At 63.6% G+C, this 15932-nt stretch carries 14 protein-coding genes; 3 read left to right on the top strand and 11 right to left on the bottom strand.

Features of this window, described 5'->3' with window-relative positions; all coding sequences use genetic code 11:
• Positions 1-130: 130 nt before the first annotated feature.
• Genes hppD through ACXZ1M_RS19330 form a run of 4 tightly spaced genes read right to left on the bottom strand, consistent with a single transcriptional unit; the run spans position 131 to position 3550 of the window.
• Complete coding sequence (gene hppD / locus ACXZ1M_RS19345; protein WP_459049268.1) at positions 131-1198, bottom strand: 4-hydroxyphenylpyruvate dioxygenase; 1068 nt, start codon at positions 1196-1198, stop codon at positions 131-133.
• Entirely contained in the window at positions 1191-2054 is an 864-nt protein-coding gene (phhA, locus tag ACXZ1M_RS19340; protein WP_459049267.1) for a phenylalanine 4-monooxygenase, read from the bottom strand. The genes hppD and phhA overlap by 8 nt, the downstream gene beginning before the upstream one ends.
• Entirely contained in the window at positions 2041-2349 is a 309-nt protein-coding gene (locus tag ACXZ1M_RS19335) for a 4a-hydroxytetrahydrobiopterin dehydratase (RefSeq protein ID WP_459049266.1), read from the bottom strand. The genes phhA and ACXZ1M_RS19335 overlap by 14 nt, the downstream gene beginning before the upstream one ends.
• A gap of 1 nt (position 2350) precedes the next feature.
• Positions 2351-3550, bottom strand: a complete 1200-nt coding sequence (locus ACXZ1M_RS19330; RefSeq protein ID WP_459049265.1) for an amino acid aminotransferase — start codon at positions 3548-3550, stop codon at positions 2351-2353.
• A 129-nt stretch (positions 3551-3679) separates the two neighbouring features.
• Between ACXZ1M_RS19330 and ACXZ1M_RS19325 the strand changes: the two genes are divergently transcribed.
• On the top strand, positions 3680-4195 hold the full coding sequence (locus ACXZ1M_RS19325; protein WP_459049264.1) for an Lrp/AsnC family transcriptional regulator: 516 nt from the start codon (positions 3680-3682) through the stop codon (positions 4193-4195).
• On the opposite strand, the gene ACXZ1M_RS19320 is transcribed toward ACXZ1M_RS19325, so the two are convergent.
• A complete protein-coding gene (locus ACXZ1M_RS19320) occupies positions 4188-5681 on the bottom strand; it encodes a carboxylesterase/lipase family protein (RefSeq protein ID WP_459049263.1) in 1494 nt (497 codons plus the stop codon). The genes ACXZ1M_RS19325 and ACXZ1M_RS19320 overlap by 8 nt on opposite strands.
• Positions 5682-5793: 112 nt before the next feature.
• On the bottom strand, positions 5794-6684 hold the full coding sequence (locus ACXZ1M_RS19315) for a LysR family transcriptional regulator (RefSeq protein WP_459049262.1): 891 nt from the start codon (positions 6682-6684) through the stop codon (positions 5794-5796).
• A 97-nt stretch (positions 6685-6781) separates the two neighbouring features.
• Between ACXZ1M_RS19315 and ACXZ1M_RS19310 the strand changes: the two genes are divergently transcribed.
• Together ACXZ1M_RS19310 and ACXZ1M_RS19305 are read left to right on the top strand one after the other, a co-directional pair.
• Complete coding sequence (locus ACXZ1M_RS19310; protein ID WP_459049261.1) at positions 6782-7597, top strand: pirin family protein; 816 nt, start codon at positions 6782-6784, stop codon at positions 7595-7597.
• Positions 7598-7618: 21 nt separating this feature from the next.
• Entirely contained in the window at positions 7619-7981 is a 363-nt protein-coding gene (locus tag ACXZ1M_RS19305) for a DoxX family protein (protein ID WP_459049260.1), read from the top strand.
• On the opposite strand, the gene ACXZ1M_RS19300 is transcribed toward ACXZ1M_RS19305, so the two are convergent.
• The 5 genes from ACXZ1M_RS19300 to ACXZ1M_RS19280 all read right to left on the bottom strand — a co-directional run bounded on the left by ACXZ1M_RS19300 (position 7971) and on the right by ACXZ1M_RS19280 (position 15918).
• Positions 7971-8765 (bottom strand): isocitrate lyase/PEP mutase family protein, encoded by a 795-nt coding sequence (locus ACXZ1M_RS19300; protein ID WP_459049259.1) that lies wholly within the window; start codon positions 8763-8765, stop codon positions 7971-7973. The two genes, ACXZ1M_RS19305 and ACXZ1M_RS19300, sit on opposite strands and share 11 nt — an antisense overlap.
• Before the next feature lie 14 nt (positions 8766-8779).
• On the bottom strand, positions 8780-11149 hold the full coding sequence (locus ACXZ1M_RS19295; RefSeq protein WP_459049258.1) for a DNA polymerase II: 2370 nt from the start codon (positions 11147-11149) through the stop codon (positions 8780-8782).
• A gap of 190 nt (positions 11150-11339) precedes the next feature.
• A complete protein-coding gene (locus ACXZ1M_RS19290) occupies positions 11340-13841 on the bottom strand; it encodes a TonB-dependent receptor (RefSeq protein WP_459049257.1) in 2502 nt (833 codons plus the stop codon).
• Between the two features lie 144 nt (positions 13842-13985).
• A complete protein-coding gene (locus ACXZ1M_RS19285; protein ID WP_459049256.1) occupies positions 13986-15200 on the bottom strand; it encodes an acyl-CoA dehydrogenase family protein in 1215 nt (404 codons plus the stop codon).
• A gap of 13 nt (positions 15201-15213) precedes the next feature.
• Positions 15214-15918: a histidine phosphatase family protein gene (locus ACXZ1M_RS19280; protein WP_459049255.1), complete on the bottom strand. Its 705-nt coding sequence runs from the start codon at positions 15916-15918 to the stop codon at positions 15214-15216.
• Positions 15919-15932: the final 14 nt, after the last annotated feature.

Genomic DNA, 15932 nt, shown 5'->3' with positions numbered 1-15932 from the left:
ACAGGGTCTTCTCCGGCATAGCGCAGAAGACCAGCATATCCTTTCGACTAGCGTTTCAGAACCAAGCAAATCTCAGTTCGATATTCCAGTTTTAGTGATAACGATAGCTCGATTTGTGGATAGCGACCGCTTAAATCACGCCACGGCGCTTCTGGTCACGCTCGATCGATTCGAACAGGGCCTTGAAGTTGCCTTCGCCGAAACCGTCGTCGCCCTTGCGCTGGATGAATTCGAAGAACACCGGGCCCAGTTGGGTTTCGGAGAAGATCTGCAGCAGCAGGCGCGGTTTGCCGTCCGCCACCGAACCGTCGAGCAGCAGGCCGCGCGATTTCAGTTCTTCGACGTTTTCGCCGTGGCCCGGCACGCGGCCGTCCAGCATTTCGTAGTAGGTTTCCGGCGGCGCGGTCATCAGCGGCACGCCGGCGGCGCGCAGGCTGTCGACGGTGGTCTTCAGGTCTTCGGTCAGCAGCGCGATGTGCTGGATGCCTTCGCCGTTGAACTTCATCAGGAATTCCTCGATCTGGCCGCCGCCCGCTTTGCCTTCTTCATTCAGCGGAATGCGGATCATGCCATCCGGCGCGGTCATGGCGCGCGAGGTCAGGCCGGTGTATTCGCCCTTGATGTCGAAGTAGCGGATTTCCTTGAAGTTGAACAGGCGCTCGTAGAACGAGGCCCAGTAGCTCATGCGGCCACGGTAGACGTTGTGGGTCAGGTGGTCGATGATCTGCAGGCCGTGGCCCGGCGGGTTGCGGTCCACGCCTTCGATGAATTCGAAGTCGATGTCGTAGATCGAGGCACCGTCTTCGAAGCGGTCGATCAGGTACAGCGGCGCGCCGCCGATGCCCTTGATGGCCGGCAGGCGCAGTTCCATCACGCCGGTTTGCATGTCCATCGCCTGCGCGCCCAGTTCCAGCGCACGCTTGTAGGCTTCGTGCGAGTTACGCACGCGGAAGGCCATGCCGCAAGCCGACGGGCCGTGTTCGGCCGCGAAGTAGGCGGCCGGGCTGCCTGGTTCGTTGTTGATGATGAAGTTGATGCCGCCCTGGCGGTACAGGGTCACGTCCTTGGAGCGGTGCACCGCCACCTTGGAGAAGCCCAGCTGGGCGAACACGTTCTCCAGCAGGCCTGGCACCGGCGATGCGAATTCGACGAATTCAAAGCCCATCAGGCCCATTGGGTTTTCAAACAAATCAGCCATTTTTATTTTCCTTTTTAACGTTGTGATAGTTGCCGGTGCCGCGCGTGACCAGCACATCCTCGGCGAGGATGGTGCCCGGTTGAAGCACCGGGCGTTGCTGCACTTGTTCATACAGCGGCGCGAAATCGGTCTGCGCCAGCTGGAGCAGTTCGTCGAGATCGCGGATGACAAAATAGGTTTCCTGGAAGTCGTCGATGCGGTAGTCGGTCTGCATCACGCGCGCCAGGTCGAAGCGCACGCGGTTGGGCGAGGCGTCGTCCAGCGCGAAGATCGATTCGGTGTAGGAGGAGACGATGCCGGCGCCGTACAGGCGCAGGCCATCCTTTTGCTGCACCAGGCCGAATTCCACCGTGTACCAGTAGACGCGCGCCAGCAGGTCCAGCACGCCCTTCTCCTTGGCGCGCAGGCCGCCCATGCCGTAGGCCTGGATGTAGTCGGCGATGATGGGGTTCATCAGCAGCGGCACATGGCCGAAGACGTCGTGGAACACGTCTGGTTCCTGCAGGTAGTCCAGCTGGTCGGCGCCGCGTATGAACTGGCCGGCCGGGAAACGGCGGTTGGCCAGGTGTTCGAAGAACACTTCATCCGGCACCAGTCCGGGCACGGCCACCACCTGCCAACCGGTGTGCCGCATCAGCACTTCGCTCAGTTGGCGGAAGTCGGGGATCCGGTCCGGCGCGATCGGCAACGCGCGCATGCCGGCGATGAACTCGTCGCAGGCGCGGCCTTCCAGCAGCTTGGTCTGGCGCTCGAACAGGGTCTTCCAGACCTGGTGCTGTTCGGGCGCGTACTGCTCCCATTGCTGGTCGATGGTCCAGTCGTCACGCTGGCCCGGCGGCAGGTCAGACAGGTGCATGGCCGAATCCCTGGGCGAGGGTGTCGCAGAACTGCGCCATGTCGATGTCCTTCTGCGTCAGGCCGCCGGCGTCGTGGGTGGTCCAGGTGACGCGCACCGTGTTGTAGACGTTGCTCCACTCGGGATGGTGGTCGCGCCTCTCGGCGGTGATGGCCACCGCGCTCATGAAGGCGAAGGCTTCCACGAAACCGGCGAACACGAAGTGGCGCGTGATGGACAGTTGGGCCGCATCGGCGGTCCAGGCAGGAAGGGCCGCCAGTTTTTCCGGCAGCGCGGCAGGGTCGAATTTTTTCATCTCAGGTCTCCGTCATTACTTGCACCATGGCCTGCGCCACCGGCGCCACGCCCGCACTCGACAGCGCGGCCAGACATACGCGGCCCGAGTCGATCAGGTAGACGCCGTGTTCGTCGCGCAGCTTGCGGATCTGCTCCACCGGCAGGCCGGTGAAGCTGAACATACCCTGCTGCACGCGCAGGTACTCGAAATCGCCGTCCGGCAGCCTGGCTTGCAGTTGCGTATGCAGCTCGCTGCGGATCTGCTTCATGCGCACACGCATGGCGGTCAGTTCGGCCTCCCATTGTGCGCGCAATTCCTGGTCTTGCAGCACGGTGCTGATCACGCGTGCGCCGTAGGCCGGTGGGCTGGAGTAGTTCTTGCGCACCGCCGACTGCAGTTGGCCCAGCACGACGGCCGCTTCTTCCGGATGCTTGCAGGTGACGTGCAGCGAACCGCAGCGCTCACCGTAGATGGCGAAGTTCTTGGAGTAGGAGCCGGATACCAGCAGCGGGATGTTCTGTGCGGCGAAGTGGCGGATCGCGAAGGCGTCTTCGGCGATGCCCTCGCCGAAGCCCTGGTAGGCGATGTCGAAGAACGGCAGCAGGCCGCGCTCCTGGACCACCAGCGCCAGCTCGCGCCACTGCTGCTGGTTCAGGTCCGCGCCGCTCGGGTTGTGGCAGCAGGCGTGCAGCACGACGATGTCGCCGGCCGGCAGCGCGCGCAGGGCGGCAACCATGGCTTCGAAGGCGACGCCGTGGGTGGCGCGCGAGTAGTAGGGGTAAGTGCCCACTTCAAAGCCGGCGCCGCCGAAGATGCCCTTGTGGTTGTCCCAGGTCGGATCGCTGACCCAGACGCGGGCTTGCGGGAACCAGGCTTTCAGGAAGTCGGCGCCGACTTTCAGGGCGCCGGAACCGCCCAGGGTCTGGATGGTGGCGATGCGGTCGGCCAGCGGCTCACCGGCCTGCGCGCCGAACACCAGGCGGCGCGACTGCTCGCGGTAGTCCGGCGAACCGGCCATCGGCAGGTAGGGATGCGGGTGGAACGATTGCGCCAGCCGCGCTTCGGCGGCGGCCACGGCGCCCATCAGCGGGATGCGCTGCTCGTCGTTCAGGTACACGCCGATGCTCAGGTTGATCTTGCCCGGCCGTGGATCGTGGGCGAATTGTTCGTTCAGCGTGAGGATGGGGTCCCCCGCAAATGCTTCAACATGCTGAAACATCCGGTCTCCTGTTTTTTATGGTGATAACAGGAAGAGCTTAACGCTCAAAAGACGGTAAAAGTAACCGCTTTTGTCAGTGTTTTGTATAATCCATGCACAAATTTCCCACAAATCGCCGAGGACATGCACATGACGATCACCACCATCGACAAGTTCGATTTGCAGTTGCTGACAGAGCTACAGCGCGATGGCCTGGCGACCAACAGCGCCCTGGGCGGCAAGATCCATTTATCGACCTCGCAGGTCAGCCGGCGCGTGCTGCGCTTGCAGGAAGGCGGCGTGATCGACCACTATGCGGCGATCATCGACCCGGTGGCGGTGGGGCTGGATGTGATGGCGTTCACCGAGGTGACGCTGGACCATCACAGTCCCTCGGCCAGCGAGCGCTTCGAGACGGAGGTGGCGATCCTGCCGGAGGTGACCGAGTGCTACACCCTGGCCGGCCGGGCCGACTACCACCTGCGCGTGGTGGCGCCGGACCTGGCCGCGCTATCGAAGTTCATGACCGAGAAGATCCTGCGCATTCCCGGCGTGGCTCAGGTGAAGTCCACGGTCACGCTACGCAAGATCAAGCACACGCACGAGCTGCCGCTCGATCACGTGATGCAGCCGACCGAGAACCGCAAGCGCATCCAGTTCACTTAGGCGGCGAGAAGTCCGGCAACCGCTTGATAGGCGGCTGCACGTCGCCGATGTGCTGCACGGTGGCGGCCGAGCCGTCGAATGCGGGCCATGCCGGCAGTCCCTTGCCGGTCGGGTTGCCGGTGCGGGCGAAGTTGACCCAGGTGGTGGCCAGTCGTTCGGACAGGTCGCGGTCGGCCTTGGTCCATGGGCGGTCGTCCAGGTTGCCGAACACGTACTGGATCTCCGCGCCATGACCGGCGCCGCAGCCGTAGCCGCAGGGCGTGAGCGGCTCCGCCGGGCGGTGGGCGAAGAAGTAGGCATACGATTTGGCGCGGCCATGCTTGGCCTGCAGCGCAGCCCATTGCGTCATGCGCCAGCCCCACCAGTCGGTGGTCAGTTGGTTGATGGAGGCCTTGGCTTGGGCGTCGTCGGCGCCAGGGTAGGCGGCCAGCACGGCATCGGATGGTGCGTGGCCCAGCAGCTTGGCCACTAGTTTGCGATGGTTCGCGGCGGTGAGGTCGGCGGTTTCCAGTATCTCGGGCGCCAAGTCCTTGCCCTCCTCCGCATTCCAGCCGACCAGCAGCGGCACGTCGTTCTGACGGTGCTTGCGATAGGTGGTTGTGAGGTCTTCGCGCAGCACATGGCCGTCGACGATGGTGCGCGGCAGCCAGGCCGGCTTCTGTGCGTCCGCCACGGTGAGCGTGCGCAGGCTGGCGAGGTTGGACACGCCGGCGGCCTTGGCGAAGGCGACGCCGTTGGTTTCCGCCGTCTTGCGGTCGAAGCGGCCGGCTTCGTCGGCGGTGAGCGGCAGTGCATCGTTGCCGCTTTGCGCAATGGCGCGCTGGAACAGGCCTTTCGCCAGCGGCGAGGCGACCAGCAGCGCGACCGACTCGCCGCCGGCCGATTCGCCAAAGATGGTGACGCGCGAAGGGTCGCCGCCGAAGGCTGCGATATTGTCCTTCACCCATTGCAGCGCCGCGATCTGGTCGAGGATGCCCTGGTTGCCGGACGCGCGGTGCGGCGACTCGGCCGACAATTCAGGATGCGCAAAGAAACCGAAGATGCCGAGGCGGTAGTTGATGGTGACGACGATGGCGCCGCGCTTCGCCAGATTGGCGCCATTGAAGCCCGGCTGCGAGCCGGTGCCACCGTAGTAGCCGCCGCCGTGTATCCACACCAGGACCGGCAGCTTGGCCGCCTTCTCCGGCGCCCACAGGTTGAGGTAAAGGCAGTCTTCGCTTTTGGGACCGGTGATCCACACGGCGGTTTGCGCGCAGGCGGGCGAGTAGCTGGTGGCTTGCTTGATGCCTTCCCATGCCTCCACTGCTTGCGGCGCGCGCCAGCGCAGCTTACCGACCGGCGGCGCGGCATACGGCACGCCCAGATACGACTTCACACCGTCCGCCTGCGCACCGGCGATCTCGCCGCCCGTGACCTTGACCGCATGCGCAGGCAACGCCGCCAGACCGCATGCGAATATCCCAACCGCCCCCAATCGCTTCATCATTCCGTCTCCTTGATTTGCCGTCTGCGCCGCCCTCAAGGAGACTACCCGTTTTCTGCGCCCGTGTTTGTATGAATTTCGTCAATTTCGGCTTCGAAATTGATCAAGACCAGGTTCAAGCCTGCTTCAGGTGGTTCACGAACCATCGGCCCGCCGGGCCTGGCGGGTGGTCTTTCATGTGGATGGCGTGCATGGAGAAGCCGGGGCCCAGGGCGGCGTGCTGTTCGATGTCGATGCGCGCCAGCTTGCCGGTGCGCAGGTCGTCTTCCACCATGTGCAGCGGCATATATCCCCAGCCCAGGCCGGCCTTGAGGAAGGCGTGCTTGGCGCCGAGGTCGGCCAGGCGCCAGGTTTTGCTCGACATGACGCCGAAGTTGCGGCCCGCCGTCAGGCTGGAACGGTCGGTCAGCACCAGTTGCACGTGCTCGCTCGCCTCCTGCTGCGGAATCGCGCCCTTGTACGCCGCCAGCGGATGGCACGGCGCCACCACGGCGACAGCGCCTACGCTGAGCAGGAATTCCGACGCGCAGCCCACCGGAATTTCCGGCAGCGAGCCGATGATGGCCACGCGGCAGTTGCCGTCCAATAGCGGCTGCACCACGGCGCCCAGCGCCTCCACATATAGGCGCAGCGGCGTGGCCGGGAATTGCTGCTGGAAGGCCTGCACCGTCGCCGTCAGCGTGGCGATCGGGAACATGACGTCCACCGCCACCGCCAGTTCCGGTTCCAGCCCTTCGGCCAAAGTACGCGCGCGGGCTTTGAAGGCGTTCATGCCATCAACCGCCACCCTCGCCTGCTCCAGCAACGCGGCGCCGGCCTCGGTCAGGCGTGGATAGCGGCCGGTGCGTTCGAACAATTCAAAGCCCACCTGCTGCTCCAGATTGGCCAGCGTGGTGCTGACCACCGACTGCGCGCGCCGCAGCTTGCGGCCGGCGGCGGAAAAGCTGCCCTCATCCGCAGCGGCGATGAAGGTGCGCAACTGGTCGATGGACATGGCGTCAAGCATGTATCTACTCCCTGTATATTATCCATCTAATTATATAGGCTATTCAGATGGATACAGTAGGCATAAGATAAGCCCATCAACCAACCTGGAGCAGCAAATGAACCAACGTAATCTTGCACATCGCACCGCCGGCAGCACCCGTGGCGCGATCACGCGGCTGGTGAGCCCTGGCGATGTCGGTGAGCTGATCAAGCCTTTTGTCTTCCTGGACCGCTTCCAGATGCCGGCCGGACGCGGCGGCCGCATGGGCATGCATCCGCATTCGGGCATCGCCACAGTAACGGTGCTGCTGGATGGCGCTATCGAATACCGCGAAACCACCGGCAGCCAGGGTGTGCTGCGCACCGGCGGCGTGGAGTTCATGAGCGCCGGTAACGGCGTCTGGCATGACGGCGGCCCGGTCGAAGGCGAAGGCGCACTCGGCTTCCAACTCTGGCTGGCGCTGCCGCCGGAGGACGAGAACGGCCCGAACGAAAGCCGCTACCTGTCTGCGGACCAAGTGCCGTCCGTCGGTCCGGCGCGCGTGATCCTCGGCCGCTACGGCGATGCCGCCAGCGCCATCCAGCCGCGCGCCGCGCTGACCTATCTGCAAGTGAAACTGGCGGATGGCGAACGCTGGACCTACACGCCGCCCGCAGGCCACAACGTGGCGTGGGTGGCCCCGGCCAGCGGCGCGCTGCGCACCGGCCGCACCACCATCGGCCGCGAAGTGGCGGTGTTTGAAGAAGGTGAAGGCGCGATCGAGTTTGTGGCGGAAGGCGAGACGGAATTCGTGCTCGGCTCGGCCGCCAAGCATCCGCACGATCTGGTCACAGGCTACTACTCGGTGCACACCAGTGCAGCAGCGCTGGAACAAGGCGAAAACGAAATCCAGCGCATCGGCAAACAGCTGCGCGCAGCGAACTTGATCTGAATTTTTGAAAAGGAATACATCATGAACAACAACACCATCGCTATCATCGGCCGCGTACTGCTGGCAACCATCTTCGTCTTCAGCGGCATCGGCAAGGTGATGGCGCCGGAAGCGACCATCGGCTACATCGCCTCTTCCGGGCTGCCGTTCGCCACGCTGGCTTTCGCCGGCGCCGTGCTGGTGGAACTGGGCGGAGGCCTGGCGCTGGCCTTCGGCTTCCAGACCCGCATCGTGGCGGCCGTGCTGGCGCTGTTCTCCATCGTCACCGCGCTGGCCTTCCACAACAACATCGCCGACCAGAATCAGCTCATCCACCTGCTGAAGAACTTCGCGATGGCCGGCGGCTTGCTGCAGGTTGTTGCCTACGCCAAGACTAAGGCTTGACGAACAGCGCCTGCAGATCGCCATACGGCATGGCCGTGGCGATCAGCGGGCCGGCGTTGCCGGTGGCGAGGAAGCTTTTCGCCATGTCGGCGGCGACGGCCCACAGGGCTTGGGAGATTCCCGAGCCGGCGCTGAAGCGGGCCACGCCCAGTTGATGGAGTTCCTCCACCGGCGGCACGCCCGGCCAGTCCATCACATTGACCGGCAAGCCGGCGCCGGCCACCACCGCCTTGATCTCTTCCACTTTGCAGATGCCCGGCACGAACAGGCCGTTGGCACCGGCTTGCTTGTACAGCGCGGCGCGCTTCAGCACTTCCGCAACGCGCTCGCCTTCCGGCGCCAGGCCGCGCAGGTAGACGTCGGTGCGGGTGTTGATGAAGATGTCCTTGCCCGACTGCGCAGCCAGCGCCTTGATGGCGCTGATCTTCGCGGCCAGCAGCGACGGCGCGTCGTTGCCGTCTTCGAGATTGATGCCGGCCACGCCGGCGTCGATCAGGCGCAGCACGTTGCGCGCCACCTGTTCCGGATCGGACGAATAGCCGTTTTCAAAATCAACCGACAGCGGCACCGTTAGCACGCGCGCGATGTTGGCCGCCACCGCAATCGCGTTGTCGACCGGCAGATGGTCGTTGTCGGCATAGCCCTGCGCCCACGCCACGCCGGCGCTGGTGGTGGCGATGGCAGTCGCGCCCAGGCTTTCGAACAGGCGCGCGCTGCCTGCGTCCCAGGCGTTCGGCAGTTGCAGCAGCTTGCTGCCGTCGTGCAGTTTGGCGAAATCGTTCATGCTGTCTCCTTGAGTTAGAAAAGACTGGCTTGCGCCGTCGTCAGGCTGTTGAAACTGTCGTTCATCGGCAGCAGGATCGAATCGGCGATCGGCTGCAGCTGCTTGGTCAGGTAGTGTTCGTAGTCGATATTCGAGCGCATCACTTCCAGCGGTTCCGGCCCGCCGGTGGTCATCACGTAGCTGATCCAGCCGCCGTTCTGGTAACGCAGCGGGCGGTGCTGCGACTGGTTGTATTCGTCCGCGATGCGCGCGGCGCGCACCTGAGGCGGCACGTTGACCTTGTATTCGTCCAGCCGCTGGCGCAGGCGCTTGCGGTAGACCAGCAGTTCGTCGTAGTCGCCCGACAGGGTCTTCTGCGCGTAGTCGCGCACGAAGTCCTGGTACGGCTCGTCCTTGAAGATGCGTGTGAACAGGCCTTGCTGGAACTGCTGCGCCAGCGGCGTCCAGTCGCTGCGCGCCACTTCCAGGCCGCGATAGATCACTTCCTCTTCGCCCTTGCCGTTGATGGTCAGGCCGGCATAGCGCTTCTTGCTGCCCATGTCGGTGCCGCGTATGGTCGGCATGAAGAATTTTTGATAGTGCGTGTCGAACTCGATTTCGAGGTGGCATTCGAGGCCGTGCTTTTCCTTCAGCATGGTACGCCACCAGTTGTTGATGTTGTCGGCCAGCCGCTGGCCGATGGCCAATGCCTCGTCGTTCGGATATTCGCGCTTGAGCCAGATGAAGATCGAGTCGGTGTCGCCGTAGATCACGTCATAGCCTTCGGCCTCCACCAGTTCGCGGGTCTGCTTCATCATCTGGTGGCCGCGCAACGTGACCGAGGACACCAGACGCGGATTGAAGAAACGGCATTCGGTGGCACCGAGCACCCCGCAGAAGGAATTCATCAGCAACTTCAACGCGATCGACAGCGGTTCGTTTTTGGCGCGCTTGGCGGCGTCGCGCTGCTTCCAGATGTCGGTGGTAATGGCGGGCAGACAGTGCTTCCCGCGCGAGAACACGGTGCCGTTGACGCCCTCCACCACTTCGGCCGGATCTTGCGCCGCCTCGCCTTCCACCAGCCCCACCGGATCGACCAGGAAGGTGCGGATGATGGACGGGTACAAGCTTTTATAATCCAGCACCACCACCGAGTCGTACAGGCCGGGCTTGGAGTCCATCACAAAACCGCCCGGCGAGGCGCCGCCGCTGATGTCGCCGACGTTGGGTGCGACATAGCCTTCGCGGTGCATGCGCGGCAGGTAGTGGTGCGAGAAGGCGGCGATCGATCCGCCCAGGTGATCAGCCTGCAGGCCGGTGACGGTGGCGCGTTCGATCATGAAGGCCAGCAGGTTGGCCTTGTCGAAGATGCGCGTGACCAGCTCGCAGTCCTTCAGGTTGTAGGTCGCCAGTGCCGGCTTGTCATGCTGGAAGCGGCGCTCGATCTCGGCCATCTTGTCGTAGTCGCTGCCGATGTCCTTGCCCTCGCCCAGCATGGACTGCGCGACGTTATCGAGGCTGAAGGACGGGAACATCCACGACGCCGCCTTCAAGGCGTCGATGCCGTCGAGGACGATGCGGCCGACCACCGGCGCGAACAGGTAGCCCTGCTTGCCCGGATGTTCGCGCCACTCGATGGCCTTGCCTTCGCGGCCCAGCGCCAGCGGCACCTTGTACTTGTCGGCGTTTTTCTGCAGCACGCGCAGGTCGAACTGCACCACGTTCCAGCCGATCAGCACATCCGGATCGTGGCGCACCATCCAGGCGTTCAGGCGCTCGATCAGCTGGCGCGGGGTGGCGCAGTATTCGAGGTCGAAGTCCAGCTCCGGGGCATCGGCCGGCGGCGCGCCCAGCATGTACACCTGGCGCTGGCCGCAGCCCTCCAGCGCGATCGAGTACAGGTCTTCGTAAGCGCTGGTTTCGATATCCAGCGACACCATATTGAGCGTGGGCCGGTAGTCGGGCGCGGGCTTGAGCTTGCAGTTGTGGATGACGGCGCCGCTGGCGTGGCCTCCCTCGGTGTGCACGGTGGCGGTGATGAAGCGCTCCATCAGATAGCGCTCGGGCGGGCGGATGTCGGCCTCATAGAGCTTGACGCCGTGCTCGCGCAGCGTGCGTTCCAGCGCGGTCAGCTGCTTGTAGCGCGACGCGTACACGCCCACCACCGGCTGCTGCTCGAAGGTCTTGAGTTGCAGGTCGCGCAGCTCGATGCCCGCGCCCTGCCCGATCTGCGCCTCGATCACGCCGCGCAGCGAGGCCTCGGCAAAGGCCACCGACGTCTGCCCCGTCAGGCGAACCTTCTTCGGGCCATCGTCGGTCGCCAGCCAAAAATCGATCTCCGTCCCACCGGGCGTGTCGCGCCAGTGACGGGTCAGGATGAAGCCGGTATGTGCGGTGTGCGTCATGCCAAGATTATACTGTACGCACATACAGTTTGCGCAGCGTGGCGGCCGCGCAAAAAAAAGCCCGCTACGGGAGCGGGCTAAATCTATTTCCTTGGAGGAGATAGAGGAGACAGGTGAATGATGAACCTTCCTCAGCTATTAATCCAATTTATCTTTCTGATGCCAGAGATTCACCAAACGAATAACCGTCTTAGAACTTCACATCCAGCTTCACGCTGAAGTAGCGGAACACGTCGCGTGGCGGCACCCAGCTGTTGGCCGACACCTGCGGCGAGGTGGCCGTCGGGCCGGCGCGGAACGACGATGGGCCGCTGGCGTTGGCGTTCGGGATGTAGAAGCGATCAAACAGGTTGTTGACGCGGAAGCTCAACCTGTAGCTGTCGTTCGCCGCCCGGATGCCGAAGCCCAGGTCGGTGATGCTGTAAGCCTTGTTGCGCGCGTTCGGGTCGTTGTTGATGTTGGTGCTGTAGTCGCTTTGATAACGCACATTGGCATTCACGAAGCCCTTGAACGGCATGGTCGGGATCATGAAGTCGTAGGTGGCGCCGATGTTGGCCTTGATCTTAGGCGTGCCCGGGAACACCGAATGGTCCAGGTTCTGCACACCGGTGGTCGAACCCGGCGCGATCGGGAAGCAAGACGAGTTCTGGCCGGCGATCGAACCGTTGGCGGCCAATTTGGTGCCGTTCACGGCGACGTTGGTCGAATCGCTGTAGCACGGGCCGTAGGACCACTTCTCGATGGTCGGCAGCGTGAAGGCCAGCGCCGCGTTCACCGTCAGATCCTTGGCCACCAGCGCATTGGCGTCGATCTCGAAGCCGTGGGTGCGGATGTGCGGAATCGAATTCAGCTGGCTGTAGATGGTCGGATCGTTCGGCAGCACGTAAGTCACGTTCTGCTGGTAGCCGAAGAAGTCCGAGTTGTAATACGTGGCCGCCAGCGACAGGCGGTTGTTGAACAGATTGGCCTTGGTGCCGATCTCGAAACTCTGGCTGGTTTCCGGTTTGATCGGGAACGCGGCGGCCGCCTTCAGGCCCGAGGTCACGTCATACGCCTCGCCCTTGTAGCCGGTCGAGACCTGGGTATAGACCATCCACTCCGGATTGATCTGCTTCTGGATGCTGACCTTGCCGGTGGTGGCCCGGTCGCTGTTGCCGATGCTGCTGAACTGGTCCACGCCCACCGGACCCGGCTTGAACGACGCCTCGTCCAGCTGGTCGGTGTAGAAGTTGCGCTTATAGTGGTAGCCCGAGATTTCCTCGTTGAAGCGCAGGCCGGCCGTCAGGGTCCAGGTCGGCACGAATTCCCACGAGGCCTGGCCGAACACCGCCTTGTTGGTGTTGTAGATGTCGGTGTAGTAGTTGGTCGGGCTCGACGGCGAATTGGCGTTGCAAGCGGTCGGCGCCACGCAGTAGCCGCGAATGAAGTGGCGGTAGATCTCGTTATGCGCCGCCCACAGGCCGGCCACGTACTTGAAGGTGCCGGTGTCCGGCGAGACGTAGCGGATTTCCTGCGTCTTGGAGCGGATGTCGTAGGTGCCGAACTGGTAGTTGCCGATGGTCGGCACGGTCGAACCGGCTGCGGCGATGGTCGGCACGTCGGTGAAATCCTGGTCGCGGAAGTCGTTGGCCAGGTATTTGCTCCACGAGGTGATCGACATCAGCGTCGCATCGTTCGGCAGGGTCCACGACACCTTCAGGCCGACGCCACGGTCGCTGGAGATCAGGCCGGTCGGGAAATCGCGGCGCACGTTGCGGTTGCCCGGATCGTTGACGTTGATGCCCTTCATGATCTGCGAGGCCGGCAGCTGCGGATTGCCGTTCAGGTAGACGCCGTCCAGGCCGATCGGCGTGGACACCAGGTTGCCGGCGGCGGCCGAGCCGGTGCGCAGGAAGAAGCCGTTGACGGCGGTCACGCCGCGCGAATTTTCCTGGAAGTTGTAGCGCGGCGTCAGGTCGATCTGCAGGTTTTCCAGCGGCGTCCACTGCAGCTTGGCCATGAAGGTCTTGCCGCCCGAACCGTTGACGTCCTTGCCGTCGGTCAGGTTGTGGAAGTTGCCCGGCATGCGGGTCTTGCCGCCGTACAGGCGCATGGCAAATTTTTCGTTGATCTGGCCGCCGATCGAGGCGTTGACGCGCCATTCTTCATCGTTGGTCAGGTAGGTGCTGGCGCGATACACCATCGGGCCGGCGATCTGCTTGGTGACGATGTTGACGGCGCCGGCCACGGCCGACTTGCCGAACAGCGTGCTCTGCGGGCCTTTCAGCACCTCGATGCGCGCCACGTCGGCCAGGTCCTTGAAGGCCTGGAACTGGGTGGCGATAGGAATATCGTCGATGATCACGGCCACGTCCGACTCGACGCCGATGCCGACCGAGACGGTGCCGATGCCGCGCATGAAGATGGCGTTGTTGGCGGCGGTGGTGCCCGAATTCAGCGTCAGCGACGGCATCATGGCCACCACGTCTTCGATTTCACGGATGTTGGTGCGCTGGATTTCCTGTTCGCTCATCACGGAAATCGCCATTGGAACGCTTTCCAATTTCTCGACGCGTTTATTCGCGGTAACGACTACGGTTTCCAGTTGGCCGGGTTTCGAGGTCGATTCTTCCTGTTGCGCCTGGGCGTTCATGGACAGTAACGCGAGGGCGAGGGCCGCCGCCATCGGCGTCGGATTGATGGTTTTCGTCATGGTTGTCTCCTGCTTGTAGTTTTAGTTAATCGTTTAACTTAAGTGACGACAAAGATTAATCCAGTCATCTTTATAAGTCAATACGTTTGGGAAAACCGCGCAACACTCTCGCGGTAAACGATTACCTTAAACTGACAAACAATGCTATTTATAGCGCGACAACTCCATCTTGCCGATCTGCGAGCGGTGCACCTCGTCCGGGCCGTCGGCCAGGCGCAGCGAGCGGGCGCTGGCGTAGGCATGGGCCAGGAACGGGTCGGCCATGCCGCCCCCGCCCTGTACCTGGATGGCCCAATCGATCACCTGACAAGCCATGGTCGGCGCGGCCACCTTGATCATGGCGATTTCCTTGGCCGCCACCTTGTTGCCGACCGTGTCCATCATGTGGGCCGCGTTCAGCACCAGCAGGCGGGCCTGGTCGATCATGATGCGGGCCTCGGCGATGCGCTCCAGCGTCACGCCCTGCTCCGCCACCGGCTTGCCGAATGCAACCCGCGACAGGCTGCGCCGGCACATCTGCTCCAGCGCACGCTCGGCCAAGCCGATCAGGCGCATGCAATGGTGGATGCGGCCCGGTCCCAGGCGGCCCTGGGCGATCTCGAAACCGCGCCCCTCGCCCAGCAGCAGGTTGGCGGCCGGCACGCGCACGTTGTCGAACACGATTTCGGCGTGGCCGTGCGGCGCATCGTCGAAGCCGAACACCGGCAGGTGGCGCAGAATGTTCACGCCCGGCGTATCGCGCGGCACCAGAATCATCGACTGCTGCTTGTGGCGGCTGGCGTTATCGGGATCGCTCTTGCCCATGAAGATGAACACCGCGCAGCGCGGATCGTTGGCGCCGGACGACCACCACTTGCGGCCGTTGATCACATAGTCATCGCCGTCACGCACGATGGAGCTGGCGATGTTGGTGGCGTCAGACGACGCCACGTCCGGCTCGGTCATGCCGAAACAGGAGCGGATGCGGCCATCGAGCAGCGGTTCCAGCCACTGCTTCTGCTGTTCCGGCGTGCCGTAGCGCGCCAGCACTTCCATATTGCCGGTGTCCGGCGCGGCGCAGTTGAACACCTCCGGCGCCCAATGCACGCGGCCCATGATTTCGCACAGCGGCGCGTATTCCAGGTTGGTCAGGCCGGCGCCGTGTTCGGAATCCGGCAGGAACAGGTTCCACAAGCCGGCGGCGCGGGCCTTGAGCTTGAGTTCCTCCATGATCCTGGTCGCCACCCAGGCGTTGCCGGCGGCGCGGTTGGCGTCGATCTCGGCGTGGAAGCGCGCTTCGTTGGGATAGATGTGTTCAGCCATGAAGGCCGTCAGGCGTGCCTGCAGTTGCTGTACTTTCGGGCAGTAGTCGAAATCCATTGTCTGTCTCCGTTTATCGGTAGGTGACGCTGCCCGGTTGGCCGAGCCATTCCAGGTGCGCGTAGTTATTCAGGTAGCCGAGCGTGAACTGGCCGGGGCGCTGCAGCAGCTTGGTGACGGCGCAATTGGCCAGCGTCCAGCTCAGGTCCATCACCTGGTAATCCTGCAGGCCAAGCAGATGCTGCATCAGCGTGGCGATCACGCCGCCGGAAGTGAACACGATGGTGGTCTGCTCGCGGTCTTCACTGTCGAGCCGCTCCAGCGCACGCACGCAGCGGCGGCGGAAATCGGGCCACGGCTCGGCGTAGTCGCTATCGTGCCAGCCGCTCATCCAGCGCTGCATGGCGGCGCGGAACAGATGCTCCAGCGCGCGCGGCGGATCGACATGGCCGGCCAGCAGCGCCTTGAAGGCGACGGCGTCGGCGTACTCCGGGCAATGGCGCAGCAGTACCTCGTGGTGATCGAACTCCGCGAAGTCTTCATCGGTGATCCACTCGGTATCGGCCAGCAGCGGCTTGGGCAGCTCGGCCAGGCAAGTATCGGCGGTCTGGCGGTGGCGCGCCATACCGCCGTTGACCACCTTGTGGAAGGACTGGCGGCTGTTGGCGTACCACTGCCCCAGCAGGCGTGCCTGTTCGTAGCCCAGCTCGGACAGCTGGTCGTAATTGGCGGCGCCGAACGAAGCCTGCCCGTGGCGCACCAGCAAAATTTGTCCCATATCGGATTCTCCCT

It is taken from the genome of Duganella paludis, assembly GCF_054461335.1.
The sequence above is the reverse complement of the archived record's forward strand: the minus strand, read 5'-3'. Positions and strand labels throughout refer to the sequence as shown.

Bases quoted from the DNA above. Each gene is read 5' to 3' on its own strand.
- hppD (WP_459049268.1), bottom strand. From the start codon at position 1,198: ATGGCTGATTTGTTTGAAAACCCAATGGGCCTGATGGGCTTTGAATTC.
- phhA (WP_459049267.1), bottom strand. From the start codon at position 2,054: ATGCACCTGTCTGACCTGCCGCCGGGCCAGCGTGACGACTGGACCATC.
- ACXZ1M_RS19335 (WP_459049266.1), bottom strand. From the start codon at position 2,349: ATGAAAAAATTCGACCCTGCCGCGCTGCCGGAAAAACTGGCGGCCCTT.
- ACXZ1M_RS19330 (WP_459049265.1), bottom strand. From the start codon at position 3,550: ATGTTTCAGCATGTTGAAGCATTTGCGGGGGACCCCATCCTCACGCTG.
- ACXZ1M_RS19325 (WP_459049264.1), top strand. From the start codon at position 3,680: ATGACGATCACCACCATCGACAAGTTCGATTTGCAGTTGCTGACAGAG.
- ACXZ1M_RS19320 (WP_459049263.1), bottom strand. From the start codon at position 5,681: ATGATGAAGCGATTGGGGGCGGTTGGGATATTCGCATGCGGTCTGGCG.
- ACXZ1M_RS19315 (WP_459049262.1), bottom strand. From the start codon at position 6,684: ATGCTTGACGCCATGTCCATCGACCAGTTGCGCACCTTCATCGCCGCT.
- ACXZ1M_RS19310 (WP_459049261.1), top strand. From the start codon at position 6,782: ATGAACCAACGTAATCTTGCACATCGCACCGCCGGCAGCACCCGTGGC.
- ACXZ1M_RS19305 (WP_459049260.1), top strand. From the start codon at position 7,619: ATGAACAACAACACCATCGCTATCATCGGCCGCGTACTGCTGGCAACC.
- ACXZ1M_RS19300 (WP_459049259.1), bottom strand. From the start codon at position 8,765: ATGAACGATTTCGCCAAACTGCACGACGGCAGCAAGCTGCTGCAACTG.
- ACXZ1M_RS19295 (WP_459049258.1), bottom strand. From the start codon at position 11,149: ATGACGCACACCGCACATACCGGCTTCATCCTGACCCGTCACTGGCGC.
- ACXZ1M_RS19290 (WP_459049257.1), bottom strand. From the start codon at position 13,841: ATGACGAAAACCATCAATCCGACGCCGATGGCGGCGGCCCTCGCCCTC.
- ACXZ1M_RS19285 (WP_459049256.1), bottom strand. From the start codon at position 15,200: ATGGATTTCGACTACTGCCCGAAAGTACAGCAACTGCAGGCACGCCTG.
- ACXZ1M_RS19280 (WP_459049255.1), bottom strand. From the start codon at position 15,918: ATGGGACAAATTTTGCTGGTGCGCCACGGGCAGGCTTCGTTCGGCGCC.